Annotated in this window: 14 protein-coding genes; 7 read left to right on the top strand and 7 right to left on the bottom strand. The window is 64.3% G+C overall.

Translation table 11 applies throughout. The annotated features are described in order from the left end of the window. Positions 1-165: 165 nt before the first annotated feature. Both ACDK93_RS15685 and ACDK93_RS15680 read left to right on the top strand, forming a co-directional pair. Positions 166-705, top strand: coding sequence for a carboxymuconolactone decarboxylase family protein (locus ACDK93_RS15685; RefSeq protein WP_458069852.1), 540 nt, complete (start codon positions 166-168; stop codon positions 703-705). A gap of 166 nt (positions 706-871) precedes the next feature. Further along, positions 872-3,553 carry a M1 family metallopeptidase gene (locus ACDK93_RS15680; RefSeq protein WP_458069851.1) on the top strand — a complete coding sequence of 894 codons (2,682 nt, stop codon included), beginning with the start codon at positions 872-874 and terminating at the stop codon, positions 3,551-3,553. An 86-nt stretch (positions 3,554-3,639) separates the two neighbouring features. Here ACDK93_RS15680 and ACDK93_RS15675 read toward each other — a convergent pair whose 3' ends face one another. Beyond that, positions 3,640-4,575: an alpha/beta hydrolase gene (locus tag ACDK93_RS15675; RefSeq protein ID WP_458069849.1), complete on the bottom strand. Its 936-nt coding sequence runs from the start codon at positions 4,573-4,575 to the stop codon at positions 3,640-3,642. A gap of 397 nt (positions 4,576-4,972) precedes the next feature. On the opposite strand from ACDK93_RS15675, the gene prmC reads away from it, so the two are divergent. Next, the gene (gene prmC / locus ACDK93_RS15670; RefSeq protein WP_458069848.1) at positions 4,973-5,794 is read left to right on the top strand and encodes a peptide chain release factor N(5)-glutamine methyltransferase; all 822 of its coding nucleotides are present in this window, start codon (positions 4,973-4,975) and stop codon (positions 5,792-5,794) included. 45 nt (positions 5,795-5,839) lie between these two features. Here prmC and dxs read toward each other — a convergent pair whose 3' ends face one another. Continuing rightward, positions 5,840-7,726, bottom strand: a complete 1,887-nt coding sequence (gene dxs, locus ACDK93_RS15665) for a 1-deoxy-D-xylulose-5-phosphate synthase (RefSeq protein WP_458069847.1) — start codon at positions 7,724-7,726, stop codon at positions 5,840-5,842. 148 nt (positions 7,727-7,874) lie between these two features. Between dxs and ACDK93_RS15660 the strand changes: the two genes are divergently transcribed. Beyond that, complete coding sequence (locus ACDK93_RS15660) at positions 7,875-8,282, top strand: low affinity iron permease family protein (protein WP_458069846.1); 408 nt, start codon at positions 7,875-7,877, stop codon at positions 8,280-8,282. Between the two features lie 15 nt (positions 8,283-8,297). On the opposite strand, the gene ACDK93_RS15655 is transcribed toward ACDK93_RS15660, so the two are convergent. Next, positions 8,298-8,675, bottom strand: coding sequence for a hypothetical protein (locus ACDK93_RS15655; RefSeq protein ID WP_458069845.1), 378 nt, complete (start codon positions 8,673-8,675; stop codon positions 8,298-8,300). A 121-nt stretch (positions 8,676-8,796) separates the two neighbouring features. On the opposite strand from ACDK93_RS15655, the gene ACDK93_RS15650 reads away from it, so the two are divergent. After that, entirely contained in the window at positions 8,797-9,891 is a 1,095-nt protein-coding gene (locus tag ACDK93_RS15650) for an AraC family transcriptional regulator (protein WP_458069844.1), read from the top strand. 38 nt (positions 9,892-9,929) lie between these two features. Here the strand turns inward: ACDK93_RS15650 and ACDK93_RS15645 are convergent, their stop codons facing one another. Then, on the bottom strand, positions 9,930-11,093 hold the full coding sequence (locus tag ACDK93_RS15645; RefSeq protein WP_458069843.1) for an MFS transporter: 1,164 nt from the start codon (positions 11,091-11,093) through the stop codon (positions 9,930-9,932). 612 nt (positions 11,094-11,705) lie between these two features. Then, a complete protein-coding gene (locus ACDK93_RS15640; protein ID WP_458069842.1) occupies positions 11,706-12,320 on the bottom strand; it encodes an HNH endonuclease in 615 nt (204 codons plus the stop codon). Between the two features lie 293 nt (positions 12,321-12,613). Between ACDK93_RS15640 and ACDK93_RS15635 the strand changes: the two genes are divergently transcribed. Further along, positions 12,614-13,396, top strand: coding sequence for a SapC family protein (locus tag ACDK93_RS15635; protein ID WP_458069841.1), 783 nt, complete (start codon positions 12,614-12,616; stop codon positions 13,394-13,396). Positions 13,397-13,448: 52 nt separating this feature from the next. Here ACDK93_RS15635 and ACDK93_RS15630 read toward each other — a convergent pair whose 3' ends face one another. Next, positions 13,449-13,922, bottom strand: a complete 474-nt coding sequence (locus tag ACDK93_RS15630; RefSeq protein ID WP_458069840.1) for a GNAT family N-acetyltransferase — start codon at positions 13,920-13,922, stop codon at positions 13,449-13,451. Between the two features lie 20 nt (positions 13,923-13,942). On the opposite strand from ACDK93_RS15630, the gene ACDK93_RS15625 reads away from it, so the two are divergent. Beyond that, the gene (locus tag ACDK93_RS15625) at positions 13,943-14,326 is read left to right on the top strand and encodes a hypothetical protein (protein ID WP_458069839.1); all 384 of its coding nucleotides are present in this window, start codon (positions 13,943-13,945) and stop codon (positions 14,324-14,326) included. Between the two features lie 227 nt (positions 14,327-14,553). On the opposite strand, the gene ACDK93_RS15620 is transcribed toward ACDK93_RS15625, so the two are convergent. Further along, positions 14,554-16,542: a CocE/NonD family hydrolase gene (locus tag ACDK93_RS15620; protein ID WP_458069838.1), complete on the bottom strand. Its 1,989-nt coding sequence runs from the start codon at positions 16,540-16,542 to the stop codon at positions 14,554-14,556. Positions 16,543-16,561: the final 19 nt, after the last annotated feature.

Below are 16,561 nucleotides of genomic sequence, written 5' to 3'. Positions count from 1 at the left end.
CCAGAGTTTGTCCCTCCCCCGCTGACGCGCGGGTTACACCACCGGCGGCGACGTTTGCTTCGCCGCCGGTTTTTTTTCCTCGCTCCTCAAAACGAGTCCATCCATGGACTCTCCCCGCGTGCCCAAAATTTTGTTTGTTATTCCCGAATTCTACCGAGGTGTTCCATGAGTCTTGCCGATCTGAAAAGCCAGCTGCCCGACTATGCCAAGGACTTGCGCCTGAACCTCGAGTCGGTGCTGACCGAGGGCGGCGCGCCCGGCCTGACCCAGAAGCAGATCGCGGTGATCGCCCTGGCCTCGGCGATTGCGTCGCGCTACAAGCCGCTGACCGCCGCGATCAACGAACTGGCCGCGCAGCACGCCAGCGAAGACGAGCTCAAAGGCGCGCGCGTGGCCGCGTCGATCATGGGCATGAACAACATCTACTACCGCTTCATCCACCTGGTCGGCGATGCCGAATACGGCACGCTGCGCGCCAACCTGCGCATGAATGCGATGGCCAACCCGGGTGGTGACAAGATCGACTTCGAGCTGGCCTCGCTGGCCGTGTCGGCCGTCAACGGCTGCGGCATGTGCCTGGAGTCGCACGAGAAGACGCTGCGCAAGCACGGCCTGTCGGCGCAGCCGATTCAGAGCACCGCGCGCATCGCTGCGGTGATCCACGCGGTGGCCGTGGCGCTGGAGCAGGCCGACGTGGCGGGTTGATTCGTCGCGGCGATGCCGCATCGAGTTGGGTAACAACGACGACCCCGGTCAGCGATGGCCGGGGTTTTTGTGCGCGCGCGTTTGCCTGGGCATGCCTTCTGGCACTGTGTCGAAAGTCATGCGCCGCTTAGCGTGGAGGTTCACTCTTTCGGTATCGGGGTCTTCCATGCGTCGTTTTGTCCGTCCTCTTCTGCTCACGGCCTTGGCCAGCTGCTGTGCCGCCGCGTTTGCCGCCACGACCGATCAGGTGCCGCGGGGCCGCTTGCCGCAGTGGGCCGTGCCGCAGTCGTATGCGCTGTCGTTCAAGGTCGATCCTGCGCAAGAGGATTTTTCCGGCATCACCAAAATCACCGTCAAGCTCTCCAAGGCCTCCGATCACCTGTGGCTGGACGGCGCCGAGTTGAAGGTATCCAAGGTCACCATCACCGACGCAGCGGGCGCCGCGCACGCTGGCACCTACACCGTGGCCGATGCGAAGGCCGGCGTGGCGCGCGTGGATTTCGGCAGCACGCTGAAGCCGCAGACGCTGACGCTGGCGTTTGAATACACCGCGCCGCTCAACGCGCAGCTGCAGGGCCTGTACAAGGTGTCGGCCAAGGGCCAGCCGTATGCGATGACGCAGATGGAGCCGATCAGCGCGCGCTTCGCCTTTCCGGGGTTCGACGAGCCGGGCTTCAAGACGCCGTTCACCATCAGCCTCACGATTCCCGACAAGGACACCGCGGTCGCCAACACCCAGCAGGTGAAGGAAACCAAGGCCGAGGCCGGCTGGAAGACGCTGGACTTTGCGCCGACGCTGCCGCTGCCGACCTATCTGGTCGCCTTCGGCGTCGGCCCATGGAGCATCGCCACCGCGCCGGACATTTCGCCGGATGCCTACCGCACCACGCCACTGCCGCTGCGCGGTATCGCCTCCGATGGCGAGGCGCACCGCATGCAGCACGTGCTGGGCGAAACGCCGAGCATCATCCACGCGCTGGAAAACTATTACGGCTTCGGCTACCCGTGGGACAAGCTCGACGTGCTGGCTGCGCCGGACTTTGCCGCCGGCGCGATGGAGAACGCCGGCCTGGTGACGTTCCGCGACTGGCTGCTGCTGCTCGACAAGGACTCGCCGGCGCGCAATGTGCGCGGTTCGTTCAACGTCACGGCGCACGAGCTGGCGCACCAGTGGACCGGCGATACGGTGACGATGGAATGGTGGAACGACATCTGGCTCAACGAAGCGTTTGCGACCTGGATGCAGCAGAAGGTGACCGAGCAGGTGCATCCCGAGTACCGCGCCGATCTTGATCGCGTGACCGGCGCGCAGGGCGCCATGGCCAACGACAGCCTGGTCAGCGCGCGCAAGATTCGCCAGCCGATCACCGGCAATGGCGACATCGAAACCGCCTTCGACGGCATCACCTATCAGAAGGGCGCCAGCGTCATCGGCATGTTCGAAAACTACGTCGGCGAAAAGACGTTTCAGAAGGGCATGCAGGCGTATATCCAGAAGCACAAGTTCGGCAACGCGGTGGCGAACGATCTGGTGTCCTCGATCGCCGCGGCTGCCGGCAAGGGCAACGATTTCAAACAGGCCTTCAACAGCTTCCTCGACCAGTCCGGCGTGCCGTATGTGCAGACATCGCTGGAGCAGCAGGGCGGCAAGACCGTGCTGAAACTCAGCCAGAGCCGCTTCCTGCCGGTCGGCAGCACCGGCGATAGCAAGCGCGTGTGGGGCATTCCGGTATGCGTGCGCTACGGTACTGCCGATGGCAGCAAGGTGAGCTGTGACGTGCTCGCCAAGGCCAGCGGCAGCATGGTGCTGCCGGGCGCCAGCCAGCCGACCTGGATCATGCCCAACGCCAATGCCAGCGGCTACTACCGCTTCAGCCTGGGCAAGAAAGAGTTCGCCGATCTCACCGCCCACGTGGCCCAGCTCAGCGACGCCGAGCAGCTGGCCTATGCCGATGCCGTCGATGCCAGCTTCCAGCACGGTGACATCGACGCCGGCGACGCACTGGCCGCGCTGAAGCCGCTGACCTCGTCGAAGATTCTGGTGGTAGCGACCGCGCCGCTTGACCAGGTCGAATGGATTTACCGCAACGAAGCCAGCACCGATGCCCAGCGCAGCAAGCTCGCCGCATGGGTGAAAGACGCCTACCTGCCGCGCCTGCAGCAGCTCGGCTACCAGCGCAAGGACGGCGAGCCCGGTGACGATGCGCTGCTGCGCAGCGCCCTGGCCGGCGCGCTGGGACTGCAGTACAAGCTGCCCGAAGTACGCGCCGAGCTGCTGAAGCAGGGCGAGGCGGCGCTCAAGCGTCAGCCGAATGGACGTCTGAATCTCAGTGCGGCCGATCCCGATCTGCTCGGTGACGCGCTGGGTGTGGCCGTGCAGGAAAAGGGCAAGCCGGTGGTCGACGCGCTGATCGCCGAACTGCCGCAGACCAGCGACGCCGCGCTGCGCAACAGCATGCTGGCCGGTCTGGCCAGCGTGGAAGACCCTGCGCTCACCAACGAAGTGCGCGACTTTGCCCTGAGCAAACCGGTCAAGGTCGGCGAGATGGCGTCGCTGGTGCGCGGTGGTCGCGATACGCAGGCACAGCGTGATGCGCTGTGGTCCTGGTTTACCGCGCACTACCCGCAGATTCTGGCGCGCACGGGCAGCTTCGCCGGCGGGGCCCTGCCACGCTTTGCTGCTGGCGGCGGTTGTTCGACCGCCGAGGTGGATCGTCTGCAGGCCTTCTTCAAGCCGCGCTTGAACGACGCGGCAGGCATCGACCGCGGCCTGGCGCAGACCAGTGAATCGATCCAGCTCTGCAGCGCGCTCAAGGCCAAACAGGATCCGGCCTCCATTCTGCGTTGATCGCTCGGATATTCGGCTGAGACTGGCCGCCGCAAACAAAAACGCCGGGCTTCGACGCCCGGCGTTTTTTATGGTGACGTTCCGTTTTAGCGTGCTGTCGGTGCTGACGCCTGACGCCGCTGCGTCACCTGCGCATGGATGAAATCCACCGTGTCGTTCAGCGCCGGCGCCTTGCCGCGGAACTGTTCGGAGAGCGAAAAAAGCAGCGCGAAATGGCCAATGTCCGGATAGAGTTTTACCTCCACCGGTTCGTGTTCGCGCCGCATCGCTGCTGCCAGCGAAAGCGTATTGCGCGGCCACACGATCTTGTCCGTGGTGCCCTGCATCAGCAGCATCGGCGGCTCGTCGCCGTTGACGAAATGCACTGGCTGCGAGCGCAGCTGCGCCTCGTGCGTGGGGCCAAACATGTCGACGAAATCCGGATCCTTCAGCGGCAGGAAATCGTACGGTCCGGCCAGGCCGATAAAGCCCGCCAGCTGCTTCGCGTGCATGCCGTCGGCGGCCAGCCACTCATCGTCGGTAGCCAGCAAGGCGGCGATATGCGCGCCGGCGGAGTGACCCATCACGAACAGCTCATTGCTGTCGCCGCCATATTCGCCGGAGTGCGCATGCGTCCATGCGACGGCGCGGGCGCCGTCCTGCATGAAGCCATCCAGTTTCACTTTCGGCCACAGCCGGTAGTCCGGAATCATTACCACCATGCCGCGTTTGGCCAGCGCCTCGCCGACAAAGCGATACCACTGGCGCTTGCCGGATTTCCAGCTGCCGCCGTAGAAATACACCACCACCGGCGCATGCTCGGTATGCGGCAGGCGGTAGATATCCATGGCCAGGCCATGTTCCGGATCGAACGTCACGTCGTGGTCGATGACCACGTCGCCGTGCCGGCTGGTCGCGTTGAGCCCGGCGAAGAAGGTCGCCTGGCACCCGGCCAGCAGTCCGGCGCCGAGCGCCAGCAAAATCGCTGTAAGAAAGCTCGCGCGGAGCGGGCGTGGTGGCGGCGCCTCTTTGTCAAACGGCATGCGTTTTCCTTGCTTCATTGAAGTCGATCACCGCTCTTGCCGCAGGTTCTTGCAGGTGGTCTCTTTCGGTGTGGACATAAATACGTGAGCGCGGCGTCGCAGGATGCAGCGCGCCCCGTATACCACTCGTGTAGCCCTTACACTGTGTGTATGACTCGGGATTTCGAGCGATGCGGACGCCGAGTAAATCGGCAGTCAAAGTGGGCTGCCCGGTTTCTCGACTCCAAGAATCGGCGGGGTCTTGGCGGATCTGGCTGCCGATGGCGTGCGAAGCTCAGGCACATGCGGTTCATTTGAACAGGTTGGGGCGCATCGCGCTCTGTGATTTACCGATGCCGCAGCGGGAGTGCGTAAGCTTGCAGTGATCATCATTTTGTCGTGAACGAGGAGTCACCGAATGTCCGATGTGCGCAGCGTGCTCACCGACGCCATGCATCGTCTCGACGAGAGCATTGATGCCGAGATATTGCTGCTGCACGCGCTGGGAAAGTCGCGCAGCTGGTTTATTTCGCATGCCGATGATGAGGTGGATATAGACGTCCAGACGGTGTATGCCGCGCTGGTCGAGCGGCGGGTCAAGGGCGAGCCGGTGGCGTACATCACCGGCCGCCAGGGTTTCTGGTCGCTGGATCTCGAGGTCACGCCGGACACGCTGATTCCCCGCCCCGAAACGGAGCTGCTGGTCGAGCTGGCGCTGGAACGCCTGCCGCGCGGCACGACCGCACAGGTGGCGGATTTGGGCACTGGCAGCGGTGCGATTGCATTGGCGATTGCCAGCGCGCGGCCGCAGGCTGGCGTCACGGCCACGGACGCCAGCGCCGCCGCGCTGGCGGTAGCGATCAACAATGCCAGACGCCTGCGCATCGCCAATATCGACTTTGTTCAGGGGGACTGGCTGACGCCGCTGATCTTTCAGCGGTTCGCGCTGATCGTTTCCAATCCGCCGTATATCGAAGCCAACGATCCGCATCTCGCGCGCGGCGATCTGCGCTTCGAGCCGGCGAGTGCGCTGGTCTCGGGCAGGGACGGCCTGAACGATATTCGCCGCATCATTACTGACGCGCTCGCGCATCTGGAGCCCGGCGGCTGGCTGCTGCTCGAACACGGCTGGCATCAGGGCGAAGCCGTACGCAAGCTGCTGGAAGCGGCGGGCTACATCAAGGTGTTTACCGCGCAGGATCTGGAACAGCGTGACCGCGTCAGCGGCGGGCGCGTTTGATAAAAGCCGCGCGCATCGGCGTGGCTTCAAGTTGAACGTGACGGCTCAGCCCGCGCTGGCGATTGTCGTCAGCTGCGGAAAGCGGGCCTTGATGGCGTGGCGGATACTGGGCAGGTCGAGTCCGGCCATGGTCAGCACTTCCTCGCGACTGCCGTGCTCCAGATAGACGTCCGGAAGGCCGAGATGCAGGATCGGTTTGACGATGCCGTGCGCGGCCAGACACTCGGCCACGCCCGAGCCGGCGCCGCCGGCGACGGCGTTGTCTTCTATCGTGACGAAGGCATCGTGGGTTTTGGCCAATTCCAGCAGCATCGCCTCGTCCAGCGGTTTTACGAAGCGCATGTTGACCAGGGTGGCGTCGAGTTCGGCGGCAATGGTGGCGGCGGGCGCCAGCATGGTGCCGAAGCTCAGCAGGGCGATACCGTGCCCGCGCCGGCGCAGTTCGGCTTTGCCGATCGGCAGCGTGTCCAGGTTTTTGTGGATGGCGGCGCCCGGCCCATTGCCGCGCGGGTAGCGAATCGCCGCCGGTCCCGCGTACTGAAAACCGGTGCTGAGCATCATGCGGCACTCGTTTTCATCGGCCGGCGCCATGATCACCATGTTCGGCAGGCAGCGCAGAAAGGACAGGTCGAAGGTGCCGGAGTGCGTGGCGCCATCCGGGCCCACCACGCCAGCGCGATCAATCGCAAAGGTCACGTCCAGATTTTGCAGCGCCACGTCATGGATCGCCTGATCGTAAGCGCGCTGCAGGAAGGTGGAGTAAATCGCCACGACCGGCTTGGCGCCCTCGCAGGCCATGCCGGCCGCCAGCGTTACCGCGTGCTGCTCGGCGATGGCCACGTCGAAATAGCGCTGCGGATATTCCTTGGAGAAGCGCACCAGGCCCGAACCCTCGCGCATCGCCGGAGTAATGCCCAGCAGGCGATCGTCGCTGGCCGCCATGTCGCACAGCCAGTCGCCGAAAATGTCGGTATAGGTCGGTTTGGCCGGCGTAGATTTTTTGGCCAGCCCGGCCTGCGGGTCAAACGGGCCGACCGCGTGGTATTCGATCTGTGCCTGCTCGGCGGGCGCGTAGCCCTTGCCCTTGGTAGTGATCACGTGCAGCAGCTGCGGGCCGGGTAGATTCTTTACCGTGCGCAGCGCGTGCAGCAGCTGCGGCAGGTTGTGGCCGTCGATGGGGCCGGTGTAATGAAAGCCCAGCTCCTCGAACAGCGTGCTGGGCACGAACATGCCCTTGGCGTGCTCCTCCCAGCGCTTGAACCAGCGGCCGAAGAACGACTGTTTCGGTATCGCCCGCTTGGCCCGCTCGCGCCAGGTGTTCAGCGTCTGGCTGGCCATCGCGCGCGCCATCATCTTGGTCAGCGCGCCGACGTTCTCGCTGATCGACATACCGTTGTCGTTGAACACCACCAGCATGTTCGGCTCGACGTCGCCGCCGTGGTTCAGCGCCTCGAAGGCCATGCCGGCCGTCATCGCGCCATCGCCGATCACCGCGACGACCTTGCGGTTGTCACCCTTGCGCTGCGCCGCGATGGCCATGCCCAGGGCCGCGGAAATGGACGTGGACGAGTGGCCGACGCCAAAGGTGTCGTACTCGCTTTCCTCGCGCCGCGGGAACGGCGCCAGGCCGTCCTTCTTCTTGATCGTGGTGATGCGGCTGCGGCGGCCGGTGAGGATCTTGTGCGGATAGCACTGGTGGCCGACGTCCCAGACCAGGCGGTCGACCGGCGTGTTGAACACGTAATGCAACGCCACGGTGAGCTCGACCACGCCTAGCCCGGCGCCGAAGTGCCCGCCGGAGCTGGCGACCGCCTCGATTAGATACTGGCGAAGCTCGTCGGCCACAGCCGGCAGCTGATCGTCGGATACGCGGCGCAGATCGACAGGCGTGTCGATGGTGTCGAGGTGGGGGTAGCGCGAAAGCTCGGTCATCTGCGTATTGTTGGTCCAGCGGCGGGGCGGGGCAAGGGCAAGGCGCGGCAAACGGCCGGGCGGGCGCTATCGTGTGGCCTCCGGCCAGTGCGCCCATGGCTGCGGACGCCCGGCTGGCGGGCTTCCTCCACTTTTTAAGGACTATTGCATGAGCGCCTCGTCAATGTTCCGCCGTTTTGCCGCAGGTACCTCGTCTGCGGCGGGCAAACCCGCCACGTTTCTCGCCGCGGTAATGATCGTGCTGATCTGGGCCGGAACTGGGCCCGTGTTCCACTTTGGCAATACCTGGCAGCTGGTCATCAATACCGGGACCACTATCATCACGTTCCTGATGGTGTTTCTGATCCAGAACACCCAGAACCGCGACGGTGCTGCCGTGCAGATCAAGCTGGACGAGCTGATCCGCAGCAGCCGTGCGCACAACGCGCTGCTCAATCTGGAAGAACTCGACGACGAAACCCTCGCCCGAATCCGCCGTCACTACTGCCGGCTGGCCGATAAGGGGCGCAGTGAGTTAGACAACGTGGAGGAGGCACTGGCAGCCGACCCTGACTGATGCAGGAGGCGAACGTCACGCGAACGCCGCTCTGCCGGACACGCCGACGTGGGGCAGCGCGCTGTGGGCCGTCAAGCCGGCGCACGATGCGCTACGGACAATCCGCAGGTGTGCCGACGATCTGAAATGAGTGACTGATCCCCCTATAAGGCTGCGGTGCTTCTTGCGGACCGGGATGGCTGATCGGTAGTTCGATCGGACTGGGGCATCGGGCTGATGGCTGGTGGTGTAGGTCACGCCGTTGATCGTGAGTGTCGGCGTGCTGCCGATGTGCAGGCGCGGGCTTTTCATCACGCAGCGCGCCAGTGGCGGCAGCGCTGCGTTGGCGCCCTGTGCCAGAGCCGAGCCAATCAGGAGCAGGCAGGTGCTCCCGGCAATGCCTAATCTGTTCATGGCCGGTCCCTCGTCAGTCGGAGCGAATGCCGTCGTTGTTCCGTGCTCAACCGCCGCCCGCGTGACGGCAACCGCTGCAGCGCGCCTTGCCGTTTCAGCATAATCCGGGGGGCGCGGTACAATGGGGACCATCACGGCCACCATCCAAACTGCCTTGCCGCGCACAAAGCTCGCTGCCGATCAGTTCACACCGGAGATCGCCCCGCTGGCACTGGCGGAGTTGATCGATCTTGTGGCCGAGCTCGGCATTGCGCCCGAGCGGTTGTGCGCCGACGTGGGGGTCACGGTGGCCGACATGTGCGCCGGCGAACTGATTTCAAACCGACAGGCCTGGCGATTGTTCCGTCGTGCCATGCAGTTGACCGGGCGCAGCGATCTTGGCCTGGAGCTGGGGCGCCGGCAGAACATCAGTCACTTCGGCCTGCCCGGCTACGCCATGACCGCAGCGCGCACCTTCGGTGAGGCGATCGACATCGGCGTGCGCTACCAGCGTCAGGGCGGCGGGCTGGTCGACGTGAGTTACCAACTTCAGGGCGACCTGGCCGTGCTCATTGCCACGCCGCGTCTGCACGACCCGATGGTGCATATCTGCGTCATCGAGGAGCTGTTCGCCAGCCTCATCGTATTGATCCATATTCTGCTCGGCGACAGTTATCGATTCGAAGCGATCGACCTGACTTACCCGCCGCCGGCACATGCCCCGCGTTATGCGGAAATATTCCAATGCCCAGCGCATTTCGGACAGCCGCACAACCGCATACTTCTCCCGCGCGCATGGCTTGAACTACCGTTGGCCAGCCATTCGACGGTGGCGGCCGCCCAACTGCGCAGCCTGCTGGAGGAGCGTGCACGCAGCCATCAAACCCCCAATGCTGTGGCGGCCGTCGAGCATGTGCTCAAACAGGCCGGCAGCGCGGTGATGTCGCTGGAAAACGTGTCCGAAGCGCTGGACTTGAGCCCGCGCACGCTGCGGAGGCGGCTCAGTGAGGCGGGCACATCGTTTCACGCGCTGAGCGAGCGTCTGCTCGCCGAGCAGGCGCGGCATCTGTTGCGCGACGAAGGCCTCACGGTTGCCGAAGCCGGCCGGCGACTGGGCTTTAGCGATGCGCGCGCGTTCCGCCGTGCCTTCAAGCGCTGGCTGGGCGAGGCGCCCGGTGCCATGAGACGCCGCGCACCTGAATCGTCGCTCGTGGGCGACGACAGTCCAGACACCTGATCTGGCCGCAGCGATTCCCGTCGCCGGACGAAATCCGATCAGCCTGTCGCGGCTTTTTCAGCCGGCTTGAAAACAAACGCCAGCACGCCCTGCAGCATCAGCATGCCGATCAGCAGAAAACAGCCCACGGCCCACTGCCCGGCGTCGGCGATCGGCGCAAGAGCGGCAATGAAAACAGCGGCGCCGGCGTTACCTGTCAACCAGAACACGCTCACCGCGGTGCCGGCATGCTCCTCACTGGTGATGTTCGCCGCAGCCTGGATCAGCAAGGGCAGGGGCGCCAAAAGCGTTGCGCCCAGCGCGACGCCGGCAACACACAGCAGGCCGGCCGAACCGCTGACAAACAGCGCCACGGTGACGCCGATCGAGCCCACTGAAGCCACCAGCAGCAGCGTGCGCAGGCTGAGCCAGTGCGAGACGCGTTCGATCAGCGCCATGCCCACGATGCCGCTGACCAGCATGCACAAGGCCACGATGCCTGAGGTTTGCGGGTCAATGCCATGCCGGTGCAGGATCGATTCCAGCCAGGTGGAAATGGCGTTGAAGTAGCCGTTCGCCAGAAAAAAATACGCGGTGATGATCAGGAAGGCCGGCGTGCGCAGCATGGCCCGCATGGCCGATCGCCACGACGGCCGTGGGCCCGGCGCTGCCGTCGTGCGCGGATCGGCGGGCACCACAAGCCACGTGAGGGCTGCCACCGCAGTGAGCACCCATGCATCCAGCCACAGCGTTTCATACCCGATCATCGGCACCAGCACGAAAGCCAGGCCCAGGCCGGCAAACATCGCCATGCTGGGGATTTCGGTGGCGCGCAGGCGCTCACCCTCGTCAAACCAGATCAGGCCCAGTCGCGCGATCAGGGCCATCACGAGCGGCTGCAACAGTGCAAAGGCCACCTGACCGGCAAGCAGGTAGTGATAGTGCGGCTGGACGACGCGCAGCCAGGCCGCCAGTGCCATGCCCACTGCGCCGATGCGCAGCGACGTGCGCACCGACACACGATCGAGCAAGGCACCTGCCGGCAACGCCAGCGGAATGAAAAGCAGGGGAAACACCAGCGACAGCGTGCCGATGGCGCTCTGCGATACCCGATAGTGGATCGCGATCTCGCTGGTGATTGGCGCAAATCGCAGCCACTCGAACTGCATCATTGCCTGGAGCAGCGAGTAGATCAGCAGGACCTGATAGCGCGGCGGGAGCATCGGCTTTTTCAGAAGTCCACCGGCCTATCCATGCCCCACCTGCGCGACGGCGTCACAGAGGGAATGGGTTTCAGCGCACAGCTATGCGCGGTCACGGTGACCGTGCGGGGATTGACGCCGTCACCGACGCCTGACGGCCCAGGCCTGGATTTAGTGTTCTCGCTCGTCCCGGCGAAGCCGCGATCGGCGCGTGGGCTCATCGCTGATAGGTGCGTGCCGGCGCTGAAAGCGCGAATCCCCACGCTTCGGTGCAGCTTCGTGGCAACGCGCTGCCGGGCTTGGCGACCTGCCGTTATACGAGACATGGCAATCATTCCCTGAGTCATTACTGCAATCACCCGGCTGTAATCTCCGACGGCCTCGACCACCCGTTCGATTTGAGCGCCTTTTCATTGGCGCACAAGACAGGCACGACGGCTTGCCGTTCCCATCAGCATGCTGCCGTGCAATCGCCGGGTCGCGGGACCAACGCGGCCAATTGCCTCGGGCACCATCGGAAGCGGTTCCCGACGCCGCACCGCGAAGTCCGGTTTGCCATCGCCCAGTGGAGGTGTATGAGGCTGTGCTGTCCGCTGCGTCGGCGGCGCGCTGCAACCTGACGCAGTGCCACGCTCAGCCGTGCGCGGCGCGACGGTTTCGCGGCAGGTGATTGACCAGAAACTCCATCTGATCAGCCAGGATGTTGCGGTTGGACAGGATCAGATGCTCGACCCAGCTGGGCCGGTAGGGCACCGCCAGCAGTGGCATGTTGGCCTGCTGGGGCGTGCGGTTGCTCTTTTTCAGGTTGCAGTGCAGGCAGGCGCTGACCACGTTTTCCCACACGTCGGCGCCGTGCTTGGAAATCGGCAGCACGTGATCGCGCGTGAGTTCGCCGCGGGTGAAGTGGTTGCCGCAGTAAAGGCACAGGTGCCGGTCACGGGCGAACAGGGCGGTATTGGTCAGGGCGGGCGCGGGGTCGATCGCGTGATCGCGGCAGTGGCCGGTGCTGGCGATGATCGGATGCAGATGCATCACGCTCTGTTCGCCGTGCAGGCGGTTGATGCCGCCATGGACGGTGAGGCAGGGGTCGCCGAGGGTCCAGGCCACTGCGTTGCGCACGTAGAGGCACACAGCCTCCTGCCAGCTGATCCAGTCAAGGATGCGCCCGGTGGCATCGAGCGACAGCACGCGGGTCGCGTGGATGTCGGCCCGGTTGGGCACATCTGTCAGCGGGACTTCCATAAGCATGCAGATCGTCCTTCGGCCAAAGCGTCAGAAAGCGTTACACAATGCAGGATGCGTCGTTTCCAGCAGCATAGAACACTTTCATTGCAATTCGCATGCTAGCGGGCGGAGCCATGCCCTGGGGGCAGGCCTTGCCGCCATTGTGCGGCGGCGATGCACTCGGCATTCCCTGCTGCGGCAAGTCGCCCACCCGCGGCGGCGCTGATATAGTGACCAATCAACAATCACCCGGCGCCGGGTTATGGGAGGGGACGCTTCGGTGGCGACCCCGGCCTGGCGGGGCAGAGGTAGTCAACGTGGCTGAAGTCCTTTTTTACGAGCGTCCCGTTCCGCTCAATCGTATTGACCACAAGGATCTGCGCCTGAAGGGCGTACCGAACCTGAAGTTCGCTGCCAAGGCACACTCGGTGCCCCTCACCGGCACCGAATTCTTCATTGCCGCGCGCGATCTGCTGATCGTGTTCGCCGGCAACGATGCAAAGGACGCCGGACCGGTAGCGTTGCTCGGCTTGCGTCAGGACGAAAATTTGTACATCGACGCCGAGGGCCACTGGGCTGCCGATACGTATGTCCCCGCCTTTATCCGCCGGTATCCGTTCGTACTGGCCGAGAAGCCGGAGGGCCAGCCCGGCGATGAGCTGACCGTTTTCCTCGATGAGGACTACGCCGGCTTCAACAAGTCCGAAGGCGAGCGGCTGTTCAAGGAAGACGGCACCGATACCGAGATGCTGACCCAGGCGGTCGGCTTTCTGGGCGAGTTCCAGCAGAACATCGCGCGTACGCGCTGGTTCATGGAGCAGCTCAACAAGCATGACCTGCTGATCCCGCGCAATATCCGCCTCACCCGCGGCGCGCCGGACAGCCCGGACAGCCGCTCGATCAACCTCAACGGCCTGTTCGTAGTCAACGAGGAAAAGCTGCGCACGCTGGACGAGGCGACGGCACACCAGTTTGCGAAGGAAGGCGTGTTCGGCTGGATTTACGCGCACCTGATGTCGCTGTCGAACATCGACCGCTTGGCGCGTCGACTCGAACAGCGCGAGCTGGCCGAGGCCCCTGCCAGCGATACCCGAAACTAATTGGGTTGGGTTCCAAGCGGCAGACGCAGCGCCAACGGCGCTGCGTCTTTTTTTAGCGCACCGGTTTGGCCAGCCGCAGCAGGTCCAGCGCGTAGCCGCTGGCTTCGTAAAGCGCCCGAGCGCCCTCGTTACCGGGGAATACGGCGAGCGTCACCAGCTGGCAATGGTGCTCGCGGGCCCATCTCTCGGCATGCGCCAGCAAGGCCTTGCCCACGCCAAGACGCTCGTGCTGCGGTGCTACCGCCAGATCGGAGATGTGGCAATTGCTGCGTCCGGTAAAAAAATCCGCGGTGCGCTGAAGATGGATAAAGCCGACCCGCTCGCCGTCGGCATTCTCGGCCACGAACAGATAGCTGTTCGCCGGCTGATCCTCCAGATGTTTCAGCAGGTCGCTGCGGATGCCCTCGATGCATTCGTGCCGTCGCCGCCACGGCGGTAGCGTGAAATCCACGAAGCGCGGCACCAGCGAAAGAATGAAGTCGTCGTCGTCTTCGGCAAGACGGATCAGCAGGTTTGGCTCGGTCATCAGTGCGAGAGTTCAGGGGATTGCGTGCTCTTTTCTACACCCTGAGGCAGACCGGCGGAAGGCTCGGCAGGCCGGCGGCATTGATATTGGCGGGTGTTCAGGCGAAAAAAGTGCCTGCACAGTCAATCCCCGGAGGTTGGCAAGCCTATTGCATTGCCTCTGGCATGAGCGAATCAGCCTACGACATCACCTATCTGCTTGAGGCCGAACTGGCCAAGTTCAGTGCGCCGGCGCCGCAGGCTCCACGAGCCGAAGCGACTTCGTCTGCCGCCAAGGTTTCCGCCGAACAGAGCGCTGCCGCCACTCAGGCCGCCATGGCCAATGAGCTTCTGGCGCTCGACAGCGCGCATGAGGAACTCATCCGCCAATACATGCAGATCAGCAGCTTCAAGGCACAAGCCTGAGCGAAGCATCATCGGCGGAGGACGGTCATCGTCGGGAGTGAGCAGCTCCCGCATCGACCCGTTCCTACAACGTTTCCGCCCCGCAACGCCGTGATGACCATTTGTGACGCGTAGGTTCGAAATGGTCACGCTTGGTCACACCAGAAGTGGACACACCAGGAGCCCGGGCTATGCAGTCCCGGGCTTTTTGTTGGATCGGCCGTTGCGATGCCTGGCGGGAGTCGGGTCTAGCCTCCGATAACCGGCAGCGCGATATAGCTGGCCTGCTCCGGCGAGTGGTAAATCCGCTGGGTGGCCTTCTGGTAGTCCGCGGGTCTGGCCTCGAAGATGCTCGGTACGAAGGTCTGCGGGTTACGGTCGTACAGCGGAAACCAGCTCGACTGGACCTGCACCATGATGCGATGGCCGGGCAGGAACACGTGGTTGGTTGCGGGCAGGGCAAATCGATAGGCCAACGGCTGGTTGGCGACAAGGGCTTTCGGCGTGACAAAGCTTTCGCGGTAGCGGCCGCGGAAAATATCCATTGCCACCGCCAGCTGATAACCGCCCAGGTCGGGTCGGTCGGCCACCTGATCGGGATATACGTCGATCAGCTTGACCACCCAGTCGCTGTCGGTGCCGCTGGTGGAGGCGGCCAGATGCACCTCGGGCACGCCGCTGATTTTCACCGGCGCGGTGAGCACGTCGCCGGTGAAAGTCAGCACGTCGGTGCGGCCCGAGGCTTCGCGCTGGTCGTCAACCAGCCACTGCGACCAGGTCTGGCCGGGGTCGTAGCCGACCGGCTGGATCGGCCGCGCCCGGAACGGCACGGGGTGCGCGGGATCGGACACATACTCGTCGTAGGGCGCGCCGGCAGCAGGCGCGCTGAAGCCGAGTTTCAGCCCCGGCTCCAGATACAGTGCCCGGCTTTTCGTCGGGCAGCCGCTTTCGCAGGCTAGCGGCCAGCGGTCGAGGCGGCGCCACTGATTGGTGCCGGTTTCGAACGCGGTGACCGGGGCGAGATCGGCCTTGGGCTCGCCGTCCTTCAGGTACTGCGCCAGATACGGCCGCAGGATGTGCTCGCGAAAATACTTGCCGGTGTCGCTGTCGAAGCTGATCGCGCCCAGTGAACTCGCCTGTTCGATCTCCTGGCCGTGGTGCCATGGACCCATCACCAGCTTGACCATGTCGCCGCTGCTGTCATTGGGCTTGATCGCGCGATAGACGGCCAGCGCGCCGTAGCTGTCTTCCTGATCCCACAGGCTGTGCACCAGCATCACCGGCACCTTCAGCGGCAGCGTGGCCAGCACCTTGTCGACCGCCTGATCGCTCCAGAACGCGTCATAGGCGGGGTGCGCCAGGACCTTGTTCCAGAAGCCGAGCTGGGTCATGCCGTACTGGCGGCCCAGCTCGCCGGCCGAGCCGGCCTGCATGAACAGGTCGTACTCGTCGTGATAGCTGCTCGCCCACTTGATGCTGTTGTCGCGACTGCCGATCTGCTCGTATATGTAGCTCATGTTCTGCTGGCGGAACGCGCCGTTGTGGAACCAGTCGTCGCCCATCCAGCCGTCGACCATCGGGTTCATCGGCACCGATACCTTCAACGCGGGATGCGGATGGATCAACGCCATCAGCGGCTCGAAGCCGTCGTAGGAAATGCCGAGCGTGCCGACCTTGCCGTTGGACTCGGGCACGTGCTTCACCAGCCAGTCGATGGTGTCGTAGGTATCGGTGGCGTCATCGACCGGTGTCGGGTTCTGCGGTCCGCGCACGGGGCGGTTCATCACGTTATCGCCTTCGGACCCGTACTTGCCGCGGATGTCCTGCACCACGCGGATATAGCCGTCTTCGATAATCACGTCGGTCGCGTTGTCGTAGCCTTGCAGCATCGGGCCGAGGTGTCCGCTGGGAACGTGCGTGGTCAGCGCCTTGGCGTCGTACGGCGTGCGCGTCAGCAGCATGCCGGCATGCGCGGCGCCGGCGGTGGTCAGCACGCGGGGCACCAGGATGATCGTATGCAGCTTCACGCCGTCGCGCATCGGAATCATCACCTCGCGCCGCACGTAGTCGTAGCCGTCGGTGACGGGCTTGAAGTTGGCCGGCGTTTCGCTGGGATAGTTGGGGTATTTGGCGGCAGGCGGATCCGCGGCCAGCAAGGCGCCGCTCAGCGTGAGCAGCACGGTGAACAGCGCAGGCCTCAGCCCGCGCCACGCGACGACGGCACGACTCGACTTCATGATGACTCCCCGTTGGATA

The sequence above is a fragment of the Rhodanobacter sp. BL-MT-08 genome, assembly GCF_054161255.1.
Note: the sequence above shows the minus strand (reverse complement) of the source record. Positions and strands in the feature narration are given on the sequence as shown.

Excerpts from the sequence above, each read along its gene's own strand:
- ACDK93_RS15685 (WP_458069852.1), top strand. The coding sequence starts at position 166 with ATGAGTCTTGCCGATCTGAAAAGCCAGCTGCCCGACTATGCCAAGGAC.
- ACDK93_RS15680 (WP_458069851.1), top strand. The coding sequence starts at position 872 with ATGCGTCGTTTTGTCCGTCCTCTTCTGCTCACGGCCTTGGCCAGCTGC.
- ACDK93_RS15675 (WP_458069849.1), bottom strand. The coding sequence starts at position 4,575 with ATGCCGTTTGACAAAGAGGCGCCGCCACCACGCCCGCTCCGCGCGAGC.
- prmC (WP_458069848.1), top strand. The coding sequence starts at position 4,973 with ATGTCCGATGTGCGCAGCGTGCTCACCGACGCCATGCATCGTCTCGAC.
- dxs (WP_458069847.1), bottom strand. The coding sequence starts at position 7,726 with ATGACCGAGCTTTCGCGCTACCCCCACCTCGACACCATCGACACGCCT.
- ACDK93_RS15660 (WP_458069846.1), top strand. The coding sequence starts at position 7,875 with ATGAGCGCCTCGTCAATGTTCCGCCGTTTTGCCGCAGGTACCTCGTCT.
- ACDK93_RS15655 (WP_458069845.1), bottom strand. The coding sequence starts at position 8,675 with ATGAACAGATTAGGCATTGCCGGGAGCACCTGCCTGCTCCTGATTGGC.
- ACDK93_RS15650 (WP_458069844.1), top strand. The coding sequence starts at position 8,797 with ATGGGGACCATCACGGCCACCATCCAAACTGCCTTGCCGCGCACAAAG.
- ACDK93_RS15645 (WP_458069843.1), bottom strand. The coding sequence starts at position 11,093 with ATGCTCCCGCCGCGCTATCAGGTCCTGCTGATCTACTCGCTGCTCCAG.
- ACDK93_RS15640 (WP_458069842.1), bottom strand. The coding sequence starts at position 12,320 with ATGCTTATGGAAGTCCCGCTGACAGATGTGCCCAACCGGGCCGACATC.
- ACDK93_RS15630 (WP_458069840.1), bottom strand. The coding sequence starts at position 13,922 with ATGACCGAGCCAAACCTGCTGATCCGTCTTGCCGAAGACGACGACGAC.
- ACDK93_RS15620 (WP_458069838.1), bottom strand. The coding sequence starts at position 16,542 with ATGAAGTCGAGTCGTGCCGTCGTCGCGTGGCGCGGGCTGAGGCCTGCG.